Origin of the sequence: Williamsia sp. MIQD14 (genome assembly GCF_051025635.1) — a bacterium.
Classification (GTDB): Bacteria; Actinomycetota; Actinomycetes; order Mycobacteriales; family Mycobacteriaceae; genus Williamsia_A.
Window position 1 is genome coordinate 586,575 of the sequence record NZ_JBPFDG010000004.1, and the last position, 17,175, is coordinate 603,749.

The 17,175-nt window shown below is 69.2% G+C and carries 14 protein-coding genes; 10 read left to right on the top strand and 4 right to left on the bottom strand.

The genetic code is table 11. The features are described from left to right. Positions 1 to 90: 90 nt before the first annotated feature. Complete coding sequence (locus ACQ7HM_RS17335) at positions 91 to 543, top strand: universal stress protein (RefSeq protein WP_434217456.1); 453 nt, start codon at positions 91 to 93, stop codon at positions 541 to 543. A gap of 33 nt (positions 544 to 576) precedes the next feature. Here ACQ7HM_RS17335 and ACQ7HM_RS17340 read toward each other — a convergent pair whose 3' ends face one another. The 3 genes from ACQ7HM_RS17340 to ACQ7HM_RS17350 form a co-directional block, all read right to left on the bottom strand. After that, positions 577 to 2,883, bottom strand: coding sequence for a HelD family protein (locus ACQ7HM_RS17340; protein ID WP_434217457.1), 2,307 nt, complete (start codon positions 2,881 to 2,883; stop codon positions 577 to 579). Positions 2,884 to 3,009: 126 nt separating this feature from the next. Continuing rightward, positions 3,010 to 4,218, bottom strand: coding sequence for a DoxX family membrane protein (locus ACQ7HM_RS17345; RefSeq protein ID WP_434217458.1), 1,209 nt, complete (start codon positions 4,216 to 4,218; stop codon positions 3,010 to 3,012). A 115-nt stretch (positions 4,219 to 4,333) separates the two neighbouring features. Then, complete coding sequence (locus ACQ7HM_RS17350) at positions 4,334 to 5,017, bottom strand: MBL fold metallo-hydrolase (RefSeq protein WP_434217459.1); 684 nt, start codon at positions 5,015 to 5,017, stop codon at positions 4,334 to 4,336. A gap of 211 nt (positions 5,018 to 5,228) precedes the next feature. Here ACQ7HM_RS17350 and uvrA point away from each other — a divergent pair, with 211 nt between their 5' ends. Then, positions 5,229 to 8,222, top strand: a complete 2,994-nt coding sequence (gene uvrA, locus ACQ7HM_RS17355) for an excinuclease ABC subunit UvrA (RefSeq protein WP_434217460.1) — start codon at positions 5,229 to 5,231, stop codon at positions 8,220 to 8,222. Between the two features lie 15 nt (positions 8,223 to 8,237). Here uvrA and ACQ7HM_RS17360 read toward each other — a convergent pair whose 3' ends face one another. Further along, positions 8,238 to 8,621 carry a DUF1844 domain-containing protein gene (locus tag ACQ7HM_RS17360; protein ID WP_434217461.1) on the bottom strand — a complete coding sequence of 128 codons (384 nt, stop codon included), beginning with the start codon at positions 8,619 to 8,621 and terminating at the stop codon, positions 8,238 to 8,240. A gap of 307 nt (positions 8,622 to 8,928) precedes the next feature. Here ACQ7HM_RS17360 and infC point away from each other — a divergent pair, with 307 nt between their 5' ends. From infC to argJ, 8 genes are all read left to right on the top strand, one after another. After that, positions 8,929 to 9,549 (top strand): translation initiation factor IF-3, encoded by a 621-nt coding sequence (gene infC, locus ACQ7HM_RS17365; protein ID WP_434217517.1) that lies wholly within the window; start codon positions 8,929 to 8,931, stop codon positions 9,547 to 9,549. 54 nt (positions 9,550 to 9,603) lie between these two features. After that, positions 9,604 to 9,798: a 50S ribosomal protein L35 gene (gene rpmI, locus ACQ7HM_RS17370; protein WP_045823005.1), complete on the top strand. Its 195-nt coding sequence runs from the start codon at positions 9,604 to 9,606 to the stop codon at positions 9,796 to 9,798. 68 nt (positions 9,799 to 9,866) lie between these two features. After that, complete coding sequence (rplT, locus tag ACQ7HM_RS17375; protein ID WP_045823004.1) at positions 9,867 to 10,247, top strand: 50S ribosomal protein L20; 381 nt, start codon at positions 9,867 to 9,869, stop codon at positions 10,245 to 10,247. 32 nt (positions 10,248 to 10,279) lie between these two features. Further along, entirely contained in the window at positions 10,280 to 11,086 is an 807-nt protein-coding gene (locus ACQ7HM_RS17380) for a TrmH family RNA methyltransferase (RefSeq protein WP_434217462.1), read from the top strand. Positions 11,087 to 11,252: 166 nt separating this feature from the next. Further along, positions 11,253 to 12,269 carry a phenylalanine--tRNA ligase subunit alpha gene (gene pheS / locus ACQ7HM_RS17385; RefSeq protein ID WP_434217463.1) on the top strand — a complete coding sequence of 339 codons (1,017 nt, stop codon included), beginning with the start codon at positions 11,253 to 11,255 and terminating at the stop codon, positions 12,267 to 12,269. A gap of 45 nt (positions 12,270 to 12,314) precedes the next feature. After that, positions 12,315 to 14,813, top strand: coding sequence for a phenylalanine--tRNA ligase subunit beta (gene pheT / locus ACQ7HM_RS17390; protein ID WP_434217464.1), 2,499 nt, complete (start codon positions 12,315 to 12,317; stop codon positions 14,811 to 14,813). A gap of 74 nt (positions 14,814 to 14,887) precedes the next feature. Continuing rightward, entirely contained in the window at positions 14,888 to 15,925 is a 1,038-nt protein-coding gene (gene argC / locus ACQ7HM_RS17395; protein ID WP_434217465.1) for an N-acetyl-gamma-glutamyl-phosphate reductase, read from the top strand. Between the two features lie 26 nt (positions 15,926 to 15,951). Next, positions 15,952 to 17,175, top strand: coding sequence for a bifunctional glutamate N-acetyltransferase/amino-acid acetyltransferase ArgJ (gene argJ / locus ACQ7HM_RS17400; protein ID WP_434217518.1), 1,224 nt, complete (start codon positions 15,952 to 15,954; stop codon positions 17,173 to 17,175).

Here is a 17,175-nt window from a genome sequence, read left to right on the forward strand (position 1 = left end):
GATATCGAAGCCGGTGGTCGGCGGCGCCAGACGCGTCGGCGTGAGCCGCCTCGGTGCACAGTCACCGATGTGAAACAGACGGAGGAATGGATGAGCGCGTACCAGACAGTTGTCGTCGGAACGGACGGGTCGGAGTCGTCGATGAAGGCGGTCGAGCGTGCGGGCGGCATCGCTGGAGATCGGGCCAAGCTCGTTATCGCATGCGCCTTCTTCCCGCATGAGAGCAAGGACGTCAACACGATGTCCGACGTCCTCAAGGACGAGGCCTACCAGGTGCACGGCAGCTCGCCGACCGAGGAGATCCTGCGTACCGCACGAGAGCGTGCGGTGAAGGCCGGTGCGGCCACCGCGAACATCTCCACCCGTCCGGTGAAGGGTGCCCCGGTCGACGCCCTGCTGCAGCTCGTGGGCGACACCAAGGCCGACCTGCTCGTGGTGGGCAACAAGGGCCTCAACTCGATCGCGGGCCGACTGCTCGGTTCGGTGCCCGCGGACGTCGCGCGCAAGTCGGCGTGCGACGTGCTCATCGTTCACACCGTCTGAGCCGTTCGGCGAGACCGCCCGGCGGCCGACCGCTCAGTCGAGCGACAGGCAGTCGGGCAGGTTGTCGCTGTGGACCAGCGTCAGCCGTTGCGTCGCGCGCGTGAGTGCCACGTAGAGGTCGTTGAGGCCGCGGGGCGACTGCGCGATGATCGCGGCCGGTTCGACGACCACCGTGCGATCGAATTCCAGGCCCTTGCAGGCCGTCACCGCCAGTACCCTGACCTCGGCGCCTGCCGCCGCGGTGATCACGTCGACGAGTGCGTCCGGTGCGATGATCGCACTCACACCTGCGGCGTCGGCGTCGCGCCCGGCGACGTCCGCGGCGACCGCGGCGTCGACGATCGCATCGGCGGAGACGCGCTGCACCGACGGCGCGACGCCCGACCGACGGATCGAGGTCGGGGGAGTACGCGCCGGGTCGATCGCGGCGAGAACTCCGGACGCGACGGCCATGATCTCGGCGGGTGTGCGGTAGTTGACGGTGAGGTCGTGCTGACGCCACCGTGCTGCGACGTAGGGCTCGAGCACTGATCCCCAGTCGCTCGTCCCCGCGGGGTCACCGGTCTGGGCGGTGTCGCCGATGATCGTCATCCACCGGTTGGGTATGCGGCGCATGATCATCCGCCATCCCATCGCCGAGATCTCCTGCGCCTCGTCGACGATCACGTGGCCGAACGCCCAGGTGCGGTCGGCGTGTGCCCGCTCGGCGGTGGTCAGTGTCTGGCGACGGGTCTGACGTGACGCGAGCTGCTCGGCGTCGATGAGGTCGTAGGCCATCAGGATCTCGGGATCGAGTTCGTCCTCGAGATCCTGTGGGGCCGAACCGGTGAGGATGTCGAGAGCGTCCTGCGCCTCGGTGAGTTGGCGACGCCACTGCGCCTGCTGTTCGCGCGCGTCGTCGCCTGTGTCGTACCCGATGATCTCGGCGAGTTCGTCGAGCAGGGGTACGTCGCCGACGGTGAATCCGTTGCCCGATCGGGGATCTCGCCACAGCGCGTCACGCTCGTCGGCTCCCCATCCGGGAGTCGCCACGCGGATCCGGTCGGGGTCGCCCAACACGTCGCGCAGCAGACGGTCGGGTGTCAGCTGGGGCCAGAACTGCGCCAGCGCGCGCAGGATGGTCGGGTCCTGTTCCATCTCGTCGCGGATGTCGGCGACATCGCCGGCACTCATGAGCTGGGAACCGTCGAGGGTGCTCGACCCGATACGCGTGGCGTGTTGTTCGGCGAGTGCGTCGAGGGCCGAACGCAGGAAGATCGGGCGGGCCTGGTTGTGGGGTCGCCGGCTCGACCGCGCTCGTCCGCGCGCACGTTTGACGAGGCCGCGATCGATGACGAGTGGATAGCCGTCGAACCGGACCGTGACCGGCTCGGTCGGCAGGATCTGCGCCTCGCGCACGGCGGTGCGCAAGACCTCGACCATCGCGAGGTCGCCCTTGACCGCGGCCGCACGGCGGTCGTCCGGGCGTTCCGCGCTCACCCCGGGGTAGAGGTCTCCCACCGTCGACAGGAGCACTCCGGTCTCACCGAGCGAGGGCAGGACCTGACCGATGTAGCGGAGGAAGTCGTCGTTCGGACCGATGATGAGAACGCCACTGCGGCCGAGGATCTCGCGATGGGTGTAGAGCAGGTAGGCGGCGCGGTGCAATGCGACCGCGGTCTTGCCGGTGCCCGGCCCGCCCTGGACGACGGTGACGCCGCGGTGCGACGACCGGATGATGATGTCCTGCTCGCGTTGGATCGTCTCGACGATGTCGGTCATCTCGCCGGTCCGTGCGGCGTTGAGGGCACCGATCAGGGCGGCCTCGTTCACCACGTCGCCGCGGCTTGTCGCATCGAGATCGCCGGAGTCGAGACGTTCGTCGTTGACGGTCACGACGCGTCGGTTGCGTGTGCGGACATGCCGTCGGAGGGCGACCGAGTCGGGTGCGGCGGGTGTGGCCAGGTAGAACGGCCGCGATAGCGGTGCCCGCCAGTCGAGCAACAGGGTGGTGTCCTGCGCGTCGTCGTCGAGGATGCCGATACGACCGATGCGTCGCGTCTCGCCGTCCTCGAGATCGAGACGGCCGAAGTACAGATTGTGTTCGGCAGCATCGAATTTGGTCAGATCCTCGGAGTACATGCGCTCGTAGGACTCGCGCTCGGACTGCGACTGCGGGGTGCCGTCGGACTCGACGAGAGCTGTGCGCAGACGGCGGCCGGTCGACTGCCGCATGCGATCGAGGCGCGCATAGACGACGTCGAGGTGTGATTGCTCGGACGCGACGGGGGAGTCCTCTGCGCCGGTGGCCGCGTCAGCGGCGACGGCGGGACTCGTCGCGTCCTCCCGGATCCGGGTCATGGATGTGTCGGGTGCCTTTCGTGGTGCGGCCGAGGCGGGTACTTCGTGCGACGGCCCGATCACGACGACGGGGTGTGTCGGCATGGTCGGTCACCGGCACACCCCGTCGTCGATCGAACGGTGTTCTCAGCGAAGGTTCTTCGCCGCCTTCTCGGCACGCTTGCGCGCACGACGCGAGAGCTTGGCGCCCTCGTCGTTGGCCGTCGACGCCAGGTCGGACGCGGCGTTGCGGGCGGCGTCGGCGAACGCCGGCGCACGATCGCGGGCCTGGTCGGCGAGGTCGGCGCTGCGCGCACGCGCCTGCTCGGCCAGCTCGGTGCTGCGGGCGCGTGCCTGCTCGGCCAGCTCGGCGCGACGGTCGCGGGCCTGGTCGGCCAGCTCGGCGCCCCGGTCACGGGCCTGATCGGCGAGATCGGAACCGCGGTCGCGTGCCTGGTCGGCGAGATCGAGCGCGCGCTGGCGGGCGGTGTCGGCGAGGTCCGAACCGCGGTCGAGCGCGGCGTCGGCCAGCTTCGAACCACGCTTGCGCGCCTTCTTCGCCGCCTTGTCGCCTTCCTTGCGGGCGACCTTCGCTGCCTTCTCGGCCCGCTTGCGCGCGACCTTGGCCGCCTTCTCGCCGAGCTCGCTGCCACGCTCGGCGGCGGCCTCGGCCAGGGGGGTGGCCTTCTCCTTGGCGATCTCGGCCAGCTTCGAACCGCGGTCCACCGCGGCCTCGGCCAGTGGCGTCGCCCGTTCGCGTGCGGCGTCGAGCACCACGGGGCCACGGTCCTTGGCGATCTCGGCGACGTGCGAGGCACGATCGGCGGCGACCGAGCGGAGGTGCTCGAGGGTGTCGCCGCCGGAGTCGCCGGTGAACGGCAACGACGAGGTCACCGCGTCGGCGGCGTGCTCGGCGGCCTTCTTGCCGCGCCAGGCCAACGAGGGCTTGCCCTCGGTGTCGACCGCCGTGATCAGGAGACCTCCGAGGAGCGAGACGTTCTTGAGGAAGTCGACGAGGGCGGCGTTGCGGGCCTCGGGGTCCGACTCGTTCCAGAAGTCGTGGCCGGCCAACGTGGTCGGGACCAGCGAGCCGGCCAGGCCGAGTGCCGCGATACGCGGGAACTTGCCGGTGGCCAGCATGACGCCGCCGCCGACCTGGATCGCCGCGTTGATGCGCACCAGGGTCTCGGTGTCCGACGGCAGCGGGTCGGTGATGTCGTCGGGAAGGTTCTGCTGGGACTTCTTGACGAACGGTCGCGCGGTTTCGGCGAACTGTTCGGGATGCCGGAGCGCGGTGACGCCGGAGGCGACGAACACGCTGGCGAGCATCGGTCGGGCAATTCGGCGGATCAACACTGATGGCCTCCTCGGGACGCGGGCTCTGAGAGGTGACGGATCCATGTCACCTGCGGCACAGGGCCGTGTCGAGGTTACCGGGCGGCGACGACCGGCGGGGGGCGCCTGGGCGTGGTCACCACCCGCGTTCACGCCATTCGCCCAGGTGGGGTCGTTCTGCGCCCAAGGTCGTGTCCAGACCGTGACCGGGGTAGACGGAGGTCTCGTCGTCGTAACGGTCGAACAGTTTGGTGGTCACCTGGCCGAGCAGGATCTCGAAATCGCCTTCCTGCCAGGTCTTTCCCACACCTCCGGGGAACAGGCTGTCTCCGGTGAACAGGTGTGTGCGGTCGCCGGCGTCGAGGGCCAGGGCGATCGACCCCGGGGTGTGGCCGACGAGATGGACGGCCGTCAGGCGCAGCTTTCCGACCTCGATAACGTCGCCGTCGTCGACCGGTCGGTCGGTGTCGACCGGGATCTCGGGGGCGTCGATGCGCCCGGCGAGCGTGGGCGCGCCGGTCGACTCGCGCACCTGCGCGAGGCCCTGCCAGTGGTCGAAGTGCTGATGGGTCGTGAGGATCGCGGTGAGGGTCCCGGGCAGCGTCTCGAGCAACGCGAGGATGCGATCGGGGTCGTTGGCGGCGTCGATCAGGAGTCGGTCGCCGGTCTCGCGACAGGTGACGACGTAGGCGTTGTTGTCCATCGGACCGACCGACAGCTTCGTGATCGTCGCGGTCGGTGCGGTGCGGCGCTGGGCACCTGAGGTCTCGGACAGATCGCCGGTGTAGTCGTCGGACACGGTCATCTCGGGAGCGGTCATGGATTCACGCTACAACCGGTGACGCGGGCCACGGAGTCGCCGCGGGGGAGTCTCCCGGGTCGGTCGTGTCGGTGGCCGCCCCTACGATGGAGGAGTGCTCGGTCTGGCCGGGATCGGCCCGAACCGACGGAGTCGACCGATGGTGTCGACCGACCGGGCGACCAATGTGCACGCGAGGAGCGTCGGATCCGACGCAGAGTAGAGGACAGCTGTGGCAGATCGTCTGATCGTCCGAGGAGCCCGGGAACACAACCTGCGAGGAATCGACGTCGACCTGCCGCGGGAGAGCCTGATCGTCTTCACCGGCCTGTCTGGGTCGGGTAAGTCGAGTCTGGCCTTCGACACGATCTTCGCCGAGGGTCAACGCCGCTACGTCGAGTCGCTGTCGGCCTACGCCCGGCAGTTCCTGGGACAGATGGACAAGCCCGACGTCGACTTCATCGAGGGCCTCTCGCCCGCGGTCTCGATCGACCAGAAGTCGACCAACCGCAACCCGCGGTCGACGGTCGGCACCATCACCGAGGTCTACGACTACCTCCGACTGCTCTACGCGCGGGCAGGCAAGGCGCACTGCCCCGAGTGTGGTGCGGCGATCGCCAAGCAGACGCCGCAGCAGATCGTCGACCAGGTCCTCGCGATGGAGGAGGGCATCCGGTTCCAGGTGCTCGCCCCCGTGGTGCGCACCCGCAAGGGTGAGTTCGTCGACCTGTTCGCCTCGCTGCAGACACAGGGCTTCTCCCGCGCCCGCATCGACGGTGTCGTCCATCCGCTCACCAGTCCGCCCACCCTCAAGAAGCAGGAGAAGCACGACATCGAGGTGGTCGTCGACCGTCTGGCGGTGAAGTCGTCTGCGAAGCAACGTCTCACCGACTCCGTCGAGACCGCGTTGCGTCTCGCCGACGGCGTGATCGTGCTGGACTTCGTCGATCTCGACGAGGACGACCCCGACCGTGAACGCCGCTTCTCCGAACGGATGGCCTGCCCCAACGGGCACCCCATCGCCATCGATGACCTCGAGCCGCGGTCGTTCTCGTTCAACTCCCCCTACGGCGCATGCCCGGACTGCGACGGGCTCGGCATCCGCAAGGAGGTCGACGAGGAACTCGTCGTGCCCGACCCGGAGACCACCCTCGCCGACGGCGCGATCGCACCGTGGTCGACCGGTCACAACGCCGACTACTTCCTGCGGCTGCTGTCGGGACTCGCCGACGAGATGGGCTTCGACATCCACACCCCGTGGAATCGACTGCCCCTCAAGGCCCGTCGCGCGATCCTCAACGGCAGCGACCATCAGGTCCACGTCAAGTTCCGCAACCGCTACGGCCGCACCCGCTCGTACTACACCGAGTTCGAAGGCGTGATGAAGTTCCTGCACCGCAGGATGGAGCAGACCGAGTCCGAGCAGATGAAGGACCGGTATGAGGGCTACATGCGCGACATCCCATGTCCGGTCTGCTCCGGCGCCCGCCTGCGCCCGGAGATCCTGGCCGTCACCCTCGACCATCCGCGATTCGGCGAGAAGTCGATCGCCGACGTCTGCGCCCTGTCGGTCGGCGACTGCGCCGACTACCTTTCCGACCTCACCCTCGGTGCCCGCGAACAGGCCATCGCCGGCCGGGTGCTGAAGGAGGTGCAGGCGCGCATCACCTTCCTCCTCGACGTCGGGCTCGAGTACCTGTCGCTCTCGCGTGCGGCCGGATCGCTCTCCGGAGGTGAGGCACAACGCATCCGACTCGCGACGCAGATCGGCTCCGGTCTCGCCGGCGTGCTCTACGTCCTCGACGAGCCGTCGATCGGCCTGCACCAGCGCGACAACCGCAGGCTCATCGAGACCCTCACCCGCCTGCGCGACCTCGGCAACACCCTCATCGTGGTCGAGCACGACGAGGACACCATCCGGATGGCCGACTGGATCGTCGACATCGGTCCGCGCGCCGGCGAGCACGGCGGCAACGTGGTCCACAGCGGCAGCTACGAGGGTCTGCTCGCCAACCGCGAATCCCTCACCGGCGCATATCTGTCGGGCCGCGAGCACATCGACATCCCGGAGATCCGGCGGCCCGTCGACCGCAAGCGTCAGCTGACCGTGGTCGGCGCACGCGAGCACAACCTGCGCGGCATCGACGTCAGTTTCCCGCTCGGTGTGCTCACCGCCGTCACCGGTGTGTCCGGCTCCGGCAAGTCGACGTTGGTCAACGACATCCTCGCCACCACCATGGCCAACAAGCTGAACGGTGCGCGCCAGGTGCCCGGTCGCCACACCCGCATCACCGGGCTCGACCAACTCGACAAGCTCGTGCAGGTCGACCAGTCGCCGATCGGCCGCACCCCGCGATCGAACCCCGCCACCTACACCGGCGTCTTCGACAAGATCCGCACGCTGTTCGCCGCGACCACCGAGGCCAAGGTCCGCGGATACCAGCCGGGTCGGTTCAGCTTCAACGTCAAGGGCGGTCGGTGTGAGGCGTGCACCGGCGAGGGCACGATCAAGATCGAGATGAACTTCCTGCCCGACGTGTACGTGCCCTGCGAGGTCTGCCACGGCGCGCGCTACAACCGCGAGACCCTCGAGGTGCACTACAAGGGCAAGACGATCTCCGAGGTCCTCGACATGCCGATCGAGGAGGCGGCCGAGTTCTTCGAGCCCGTCACCTCCATCCACCGGTTCCTCAAGACACTCGTCGAGGTCGGGCTGGGCTACGTCCGGCTCGGACAGCCCGCCCCGACCCTGTCCGGTGGCGAGGCGCAGCGCGTCAAGCTCTCGGCGGAACTGCAGAAGCGGTCGACCGGACGCACGGTCTACGTCCTCGACGAGCCGACCACCGGCCTGCACTTCGAGGACATCCGCAAGCTCCTCGCCGTGATCAACGGTCTGGTCGACAAGGGCAACTCGGTGATCGTCATCGAGCACAACCTCGACGTGATCAAGACGGCCGACTGGGTCATCGACATGGGCCCCGAGGGCGGATCGGGTGGCGGTGTCGTGGTGGCCGAGGGCACCCCGGAGGAGATCGCCGCGGTGCCCGAGAGCCACACCGGTGGATTCCTGCGCGAGATCGTCGAGGCCCAGGCCGCACCGACCGGCACCCGGGCGCCGGCCCGGAAGAAGACGCCCGCGAAGAAGGCGACGGCTACCGCCACGAAGCCCAGCCCGACGAAGAAGAAGGCCGCGAACGGATCGCGGACCCGCGCGTCGGTCGGCTGACCTGAGGCGGGTGGTTCAGCCGCGAACGGGTCCGGTCAGCTTCTCGCCGGGTCCGGCGCCGGGTTCGTCGGGGATGCTGCTGGCCTCGCGGAACGCGAGCTGCAGGCTCTTGAGTCCGTCGCGGATCGGCGCGGCATGCAGACCGAGGTCGGACACCGAGGCGGTCACCAGGCCGGCGAGCGCGCTGATCAGTTTGCGGGCCTCGTCGAGATCGACCGACGCCTGTGCCGACGGGTCGTCGGCCAGTCCGAGCTTCTCGGCCGCCGCACTCATCAGCATCACGATCGACTTGGTGATGACCTCCACCGCGGGGACGTCGGCCAGGTCGCGCACGGGCAGGTCACCGGGCTCGGTGGACCCGTCGGCCCCGAGGTCGGCGGAATGTGAGTTTTCCGGCATGGCTGTTAGACTTCCATGTCAGACCACCCCGGCGTGAGCTGGGGTTTGCAAGTGGAGTCCCGCTCCCACCGATCGACGTCCGTCTCCACGGACCGTTGCCCGGTCCGGTCATCCGAACACCGCTCCCTGTGCATCCATCGGGAACAGAAATCGGATACCTCCTGTTGGAGGTGGCACGTGCGTGAACGGCAACGTTCATCCGCAGGTGTGGACCGGTCAACTGCGGGCCCCACCGATGTCGTCATCGGCGGGGCCTTTTCGTTGAGTCAGGGGTGTTCCGCCTGCATCCGGCGCACGACCCGCGGCCCTGCGCCGCGGCACCCATTGTTTTCACCGAGGAGGCCCCATCAGCACAGAGACCCGCATCAACGAGCGCATCCGCGTACCGGAGGTCCGACTCGTCGGGCCCAATTCGGAGCAGGTGGGCATCGTGCGTGTTGAAGACGCCTTGCGACTGGCCCTCGAGGCCGATCTCGACCTGGTGGAGGTGGCGCCCAACGCCCGCCCACCGGTGTGCAAGATCATGGATTACGGCAAGTTCAAGTACGAGGCCGCGCAGAAGCAGCGTGAGTCGCGCCGTAACCAGCAGATGACGGTCATCAAGGAGCAGAAGCTCCGGCCGAAGATCGACGACCACGACTACGAGACGAAGAAGGGCCATGTGGTCCGCTTCCTCGAGGCCGGCTCGAAGGTCAAGGTGACCATCATGTTCCGAGGGCGCGAGCAGTCGCGACCCGAACTCGGCTACCGCCTGCTGCAGCGTCTCGGCGCCGATGTCAGCGACTTCGGTTTCGTGGAGACGTCGGCCAAGCAGGACGGCCGCAACATGACCATGGTCCTGGCCCCGCACAAGGGAGCCAAGACCCGCGCCAAGGTGACCCAGGTCCGCGAGAGCGGACCGTCGGACACCGACGCATCCGGCGCGTAACGCCGCCGGGTGCGCCGACGACCGGCGCACACATCTACACAGACGAGGAAGAACATGCCGAAGGCAAAGACGCACAAGGGAACCGCGAAGCGATTCAAGGTGACCGGCAGCGGCAAGATCACGCGTCAGCGGGCGAACCGTCGCCACCTGATGGAGCACAAGCCCACCAAGCGCACCCGTCGCCTGGACGGCACCGCCGTGGTCGCCGACAGCGACGCGCCCCGCATCAAGCGGCTCCTGAACATCTGAGCGACGCGCTCACACATCCGTTTCACCGATCGCCGAGCGCGGTCTCGACACAGTAAGAGGTAATCCACGTGGCACGCGTGAAAAGGGCGGTCAACGCCCAGAAGAAGCGTCGGACAACCCTGGAGGCATCCAAGGGTTACCGCGGCCAGCGTTCGCGGCTCTACCGCAAGGCCAAAGAGCAGCAGCTGCACTCCCTCACCTACGCCTACCGCGACCGCCGTGCGCGCAAGGGTGAGTTCCGCAAGCTGTGGATCTCGCGGATCAACGCCGCGGCCCGCGCGAACGACATCACCTACAACCGCTTCATCCAGGGCCTGAAGATCGCCGAGCTCGAGGTGGATCGCAAGATCCTCGCCGAGATCGCCGTCAGCGACCCCGAGGCGTTCGCCGGTCTGGTGGCCATCGCCAAGAAGGCGCTGCCCGACGACGTCAACGCCCCGGCAGCCTGATCGACGCTCGATCCGCACACGGACGACCCGCTGTGGACCCCGCTCTCACCGAGCGATCCACGCGGGTCGTTTCGTTTGCCAAACTGCACCGCTCCGGTGAGCGCCGAGACCGGGGTGAGTTCCTCGTCGAGGGGGCCAACTCGGTTCGTGCGGCGCTCGACACCGGCGTCGCCCGCACCGTTCTGGTCCGCGCCGACGAGGAGTTGCGGCACGCCGACATCCTCGACGCGGCGCGCACCGCGGGAATCGAGACCCTCGTGGTCACGGCGCGCGCGGCCGACAAGTTGGCCGAGACCTCGACCAGTCCCGGACTGTTCGCGATCTGCGATCTGCTCGACACATCACCCCGGCAGATCATCGACGCCGCCGGCGAGAAGTCCACGATCGCGGTCGGCGTCGACATCGCCGACCCCGGCAACGCGGGCACCCTGATCCGCACGGCCGACGCCATGGGATGCGCCGGCGTGGTCCTCGTGGGTTCGGCCACCGTCGACCCGCACAACGGCAAGGCCGTGCGGGCGAGCGCGGGCAGTGTGTTCCACCTACCCGTCGCGCGGGCTCAGGACCCGCATGCGGTCGTGAGCGCGCTCCGTGATGCGGGTTTCGCGGTGCTGGCCACCGCAGCGGACGGGGAGCTCTCCCTCGACGCCGCCGACGCCGTGGTGTCCACCCGGGCGGCCTGGCTGTTCGGCAACGAGGCGCACGGACTGCCGGCCGATCTCCTTGCCGCCGCCGACCACCGGGTGTCGATACCGATCCACGGCCGGGCCGAGAGTCTGAACATCGCTGCCGCAGCCGCCGTCTGCCTCTACGCGAGCGCACGCGCCACCCACCGCTGATCGTTGCACCGTGGGCGTGACCTGCGACTTTGGTCGGTCACCGCCGCGCTTATCCGCTGGACCGATCCGATACGCTCGACGGCGACACGGGTGTGCGATCCGTTCGACACCACTGACCACAAGAGGAGCTGGGTTCGTCGTGAGCAGCGAGACGTCAGGAGCCACCATGGACGCGTTGGACGCGGCAGCCGATGCGGCCGTCGCCGCGTTCGCGGCCGCCGGCGATCTGACCCAGCTCGCCCAGGCGAAGACCGACCACCTCGGTGACCGGTCCGCGATCGCCCTCGCGCGCCGCGCCCTCGGTGAGCTGCCGAAGACCGAGCGCGCCGACGCGGGCAAGCGTGTCAACGTGGTCCGCGCCCGGGCGCAGCAGGCGTACGACGAGCGGGTCGTCGTGCTCACCGCCGAACGCGACGCCGCCGTGCTCGCCGAGGAAGCCATCGACGTGACCCTGCCGAGCGCTCGGCGACCGGTCGGGGCGCGACACCCGATCACGGTCATCGCCGAGCAGGTCGCCGACGTCTTCGTGGCGATGGGGTGGGAGATCGCCGAGGGCCCCGAGGTGGAGACCGAGCAGTTCAACTTCGACGCCCTGAACTTCCTGCCCGACCACCCGGCGCGTTCGATGCAGGACACCTTCTACATCGCCCCCGAAGGCTCCCGACAGGTGCTGCGCACGCACACCTCACCGGTCCAGGTGCGGTCGATGCTGACGCGTGAGCTGCCGATCTACGTCGCCTGTCCGGGGCGGACGTTCCGCACCGACGAGCTCGACTCGACCCACACCCCGGTGTTCCACCAGGTGGAGGGTCTCGCCGTCGACCGAGGCCTCACCATGGCCAATCTGCGCGGCACGCTGGAGATCCTCGCGAAGGCGATCTTCGGACCCGACACCACGACCAGGATGCGCCCCAACTTCTTCCCCTTCACCGAACCGTCGGCGGAGGTCGACGTGTGGTTCCCGGCCAAGAAGGGCGGGCCCGGATGGGTCGAATGGGGTGGTTGCGGGATGGTGAACCCGAATGTGTTGCGCGCGGCCGGGATCGACCCCGAGGTCTACTCCGGCTACGCGTTCGGCATGGGTCTCGAACGCACCCTGCAGTTCCGCAACGATCTTCCCGACATGCGCGACATGGTCGAGGGCGACGTCCGTTTCACGGTCCCCTTCGGCCCGGCCATCTGACCTCGCTCCGCTCCAGTCTCCGATCTCGAAAGTAGTTGAGCCACCGTGCGCGTTCCCCAGTCCTGGTTGACCGAGTCCCTTCGGCGCGGCGCCCCCGAGTTCGCGGCGTCGACCGCCGAGATCGATGCGGGTTTCGTCCGCGTCGGCTTCGAGATCGAGGACGTCGAGCCGTTCCCGACCATCACCGGTCCGCTGGTGGTGGGACGGGTTGATCAGATCACCGAGCTCACCGAGTTCAAGAAGCCGATCCGGTTCTGTCAGGTCGACGTCGGGGAGGACACCCCGCGCGGGATCGTCTGCGGTGCCCGTAACTTCGCCGAGGGCGATCTCATCGTCGCCGCGCTTCCCGGCAGTGTCCTGCCGGGCGACTTCGCCATCGCCGCCCGTAAGACCTACGGGCACACCTCCGACGGCATGATCTGTTCGGTGTCGGAACTGGGGATCGGGACCGACCACTCCGGCATCCTCGTGCTCGCGCCGGGGACCGCGGAACCCGGTGCCGACGCGCTGAGCGCGCTGGGTCTCGACGACACCGCGATCGACGTGAACGTGACGCCCGACCGCGGGTACGCCTTCTCGGTGCGCGGGTTGGCCCGCGAGCTCGCCGCGAGCTTCGAGCTGCCCTACGTCGACCCCGCCGGTGTCGACGCAGACGGCGCCGCCCGCGCCGGGTCGGACGACGCGTGGCCGGTCCGGATCGATCCCGCATCGGGTGCGACCCGCTACTGCGCGCAGGTCATCCGCGGCGTCGATCCGGCTGCGGTGTCGCCGTGGTGGATCCAGAAACGGCTGCTGGTCGCCGGCGTGCGACCCATCTCGGCCGCGGTCGACGTGACGAACTACGTGATGCTCGAACTCGGGCAACCACTGCACGCGTTCGACCGCGCCCGGGTGTCCGGCACGATCGTGGTCCGACGGGCGAGCGCGGGGGAGAAGCTGACGACTCTCGACGGGGTTGAGCGCGCTCTCGACCCGGACGACGTCGTCATCGCCGACGACCGCGGACCGATCGCGCTGGCCGGTGTGATGGGCGGCGCCGAGAGCGAGATCTCCTCGGCGACGGTCGATGTCATCCTGGAGGCGGCGAACTTCGACCCGGTGTCGGCGTTCCGGACCGGCCGGCGCCACCGGCTCTCCAGCGAGGCGGGTAAGCGGTTCGAGCGCACGGTGGACCCGCGGATCACCGCGCTCGCACTGGCCCGCGCGACCGACCTCATCGTCGAGATCGCGGGGGGGACGGCCGATCCCGGCTACACCGATGTCGCGACCGGGACGCCGGCGACCACTGTCGTCATGGCTCCGGATCTCCCCGATCGCGTCGCGGGGATCACCTACGCACCGGGGACCACGGTGCGGCGTCTCGTGCAGGTCGGGTGCGTTGTGAGCGAGAGTGCCGACGGCACACTCGAGGTCGTGCCGCCGTCGTGGCGCTCGGATCTGCGGCAGTCGGCGGACCTCGTCGAAGAGGTCCTCCGGCTCGAGGGGCTGGAGAACATCCCCGCGATCCCGCCGAGTGCGCCGGCGGGGACCGGACTGACCCCGGAACAGGTCCGCCGACGCAGTGTCGGTCGCGCGCTGGCCATGTCGGGGTTCGTCGAGGTGCTGCCCTTCCCGTTCATGCCCGCCGATGTCCTCGATCTGTGGGGCATCCCGGCCGACGACTCCCGGCGCGCGACGGTGCGCGTGCTCAACCCGCTGGAGTCCGCGCGCAGCGAGCTGAACACGACTCTGCTGCCCGGACTGGTCGAGATGGCCGTCCGCAACCTCACGCGCGGGCAGCGCGACATCGCCCTGTACACGATCGGGCAGGTGATGATCGCCGACGAGAACGTCCACCCCGTCGCCACCGTCGACGTGACCCGTCGGCCGACGTCGGAGGAGATCGCCGATCTGATGGGGTCGTTGCCGCGTCAGCCGCTGCGCGCCGCGGTCGTCCTGACCGGCGCGCGCGAGCCGGCGGGACCGTGGGGTCCGGGGCGTCCGGTCGAGGCGTCGGATGCGTTCGACGCCGCGCGCGTGATCGGTCGGGCAGCGGGTGTCGAGCTCGGCATGGTCGCCGCCGAGCACGTCCCGTGGCATCCCGGGCGGTGCGCCCGGGTGGTCGCCGACGACGGTGCGGGTGGATCGATCGACGTGGGATGGGCCGGTGAACTGCATCCCGCCGTCATCGACCGCGCGGGACTGCCGCCGCGTACCTGCGCCGTCGAGCTCGAATTGGATCTGTTGCCGCGCTCGTCAGCCCTCCCCGCGCCACAGCTCTCGCTGTTCCCGGCGGTGTTGCAGGACGTCGCCGTCGTGGTCGACGCCGGTGTCGCGGCCGCCGACGTGGAACGGGCACTCGTGGCCGGCGCGGGCGATCTGCTCGAGGACATCCGTCTCTACGACGTGTTCACGGGCTCGCAGGTCGGGGAGGGGGCGAAATCGTTGACCTTCGCCCTGCGTTTCCGCGCCGCCGACCGGACCCTCACCGAGGACGACGCCTCGGGGGCTCGTGACGCCGCGGTCGCGCATGCGGGAGAGGTGGTCGGCGCCCGACTGCGCTGAGAACGGCCGGGCCCGACGGCACCGGCTCGACCCCGGGTATGAATTAACTTGCAACGTTCTGCATAATGAATCACATGTCGATGTCGATTGCCGTGGCGGGTGCGAGTGGATACGCCGGGGGCGAGATCCTGCGCCTGCTGCTCGGGCATCCCCGTGTGGTCTCGGGTGAGGTCACCATCGGGGCGCTGACCGCGGGAGGGAACGCGGGAACGTCTCTCGGTGCGCACCAGCCTCACCTGTTCCCGCTCGCGGACCGCGTGCTCGAGGAGACGTCCGCGGAGGTGCTCGCCGGCCACGACGTCGTGTTCCTCGCGCTGCCGCACGGGACGTCGGGTCCCATCGCCGATGCCCTGCCCCCGGCCACGCTCGTCATCGACTGTGGCGCCGACTTCCGGCTGTCCGACGCGCAGGAGTGGACCCGGTTCTACGGGACGCCCCACGCCGGGACGTGGCCCTACGGCCTTCCCGAGATCCCCGGGAACCGTGACGTGCTGTCGGGGGCCACGCGCATCGCGGTGCCCGGGTGCTACCCGACGGTGTCGATCCTGTCGATGCTGCCCGCCGTGACCGCCCGCGTCATCGAGTCGGCCGTCACCATCGTCGCGGTGAGCGGTACCTCGGGTGCCGGCCGCTCCACCCGCATCGATCTCCTCGCGTCGGAGGTCATCGGATCGGCACGTGCCTACGGTGTCGCCGGCGCCCACCGGCACAATCCCGAGATAGCGCAGGCACTCTCGGCCGCCGCGGGTGAGCCGGTGTCGGTGTCGTTCACCCCGGTCCTCGTCCCGATGGCGCGGGGCATCCTCGCGACCTGCACTGCGCGCACGTCGGCCACCGCGGACGAGATCCGGGCGGTCTACGAGAAGGCCTACGGCGACGAGCCGTTCGTGCACCTCTTGCCCGACGACCGGCTGCCCACCACCGGTGCGGTGATCGGGTCCAACTCCGCGGCGTTGTCGGTGTCGGTCGACGAACGCGCACAGACGTTGGTCGTCGTCGGCGCGATCGACAACCTGACCAAGGGAACCGGGGGAGCGGCGGTGCAGTCGATGAACCTGGCCATGGGCTTCGAGGAAACAGAGGGACTCTCGACAGTGGGGGTGGCACCGTGAGCGACAGGATTCCCGCACGGAACGGGATCGACACACCGGCCGGCCCGGGTCCGAACGGCACCGTGGTCCGCGGCCAGGGCGTGACCGCACCGCTGGGCTTCCGCGCTGCGGGCCTGGCGGCCGGCATCAAGGCCTCGGGCCGACCCGATCTCGCACTCGTGTTCAACGAGGGCCCCGACTACGCCGCTGCCGGTGTCTTCACCCGCAACAAGGTCAAGGCAGCGCCCGTGCAGTGGTCGCAGCAGGTGCTGACCACCGGGCGACTGCGCGCCGTGGTGCTCAACTCCGGTGGCGCCAACGCCTGCACGGGTCCCGACGGGTTCGGCGACACCCACGCCACCGCCGAGGCCGTCGCCGCGGCCCTGAGCAACTGGGGTACCGAGACCGGCGCCATCGAGGTCGCGGTCTGCTCCACCGGTCTGATCGGCGACCGCCTCCCGATGGACAAGCTGCTACCGGGCGTCACCACGATCGTGCGGGACATGGCCGGCGGACTCTCCGGTGGCACCGACGCCGCCCACGCGATCATGACCACCGACACCGTGCCCAAGCAGGTGGCCGTCCACCACGCCGACGGCTGGAACGTCGGCGGGATGGCAAAGGGTGCAGGCATGCTCGCCCCGTCGCTGGCGACCATGCTCGTCGTCGTCACGACCGACGCGAAAGTCGATGCGGCAGTGCTCGACTCTGCACTGCGATCGGCGACCGCCCGGACCTTCGACCGGCTCGACGTCGACGGTTCGTGCTCCACGAACGACACCGTGCTGATGCTCAGTTCGGGTGCGAGCGACATCGAACCCGACGCCGACGAGTTCGCCGCCGCGGTGTTCGCCGCGTGCGACGACCTCGCCGAGCAACTGATGGCCGACGCCGAGGGCGCCACCAAACGCATCCTGGTCACGGTCACCGGTGCCCACAGCGACGACGACGCGGTCGCCGTCGCCCGGACGGTCGCGCGCGACAGCCTGGTCAAGACTGCGCTGTTCGGCTCCGACCCGAACTGGGGGCGCGTCCTGGCCGCGGTGGGGATGGCGCCGGTCGAGCTCGACCCCGAGACCATCACCATCGACTTCAACGGTCATGTCGTGTCGCGCAACGGATGCGGTGTCGCCGGCGCGCGCGAGGTGGACCTGTCCGGCGCCGACATCGTGGTGACCGTGGACCTCGCGGTCGGACCGGGTCGGGCCACCATCCGGACCACCGACCTCTCGCACGGCTACGTCGAAGAGAACTCGGCGTACTCGTCGTGA

Bases quoted from the DNA above. Each gene is read 5' to 3' on its own strand.
- ACQ7HM_RS17360 (WP_434217461.1), bottom strand. From the start codon at position 8,621: ATGCCGGAAAACTCACATTCCGCCGACCTCGGGGCCGACGGGTCCACC.
- pheS (WP_434217463.1), top strand. From the start codon at position 11,253: ATGGACGCGTTGGACGCGGCAGCCGATGCGGCCGTCGCCGCGTTCGCG.
- ACQ7HM_RS17340 (WP_434217457.1), bottom strand. From the start codon at position 2,883: ATGACCCGGATCCGGGAGGACGCGACGAGTCCCGCCGTCGCCGCTGAC.
- ACQ7HM_RS17350 (WP_434217459.1), bottom strand. From the start codon at position 5,017: ATGACCGCTCCCGAGATGACCGTGTCCGACGACTACACCGGCGATCTG.
- ACQ7HM_RS17335 (WP_434217456.1), top strand. From the start codon at position 91: ATGAGCGCGTACCAGACAGTTGTCGTCGGAACGGACGGGTCGGAGTCG.
- rpmI (WP_045823005.1), top strand. From the start codon at position 9,604: ATGCCGAAGGCAAAGACGCACAAGGGAACCGCGAAGCGATTCAAGGTG.
- argC (WP_434217465.1), top strand. From the start codon at position 14,888: ATGTCGATGTCGATTGCCGTGGCGGGTGCGAGTGGATACGCCGGGGGC.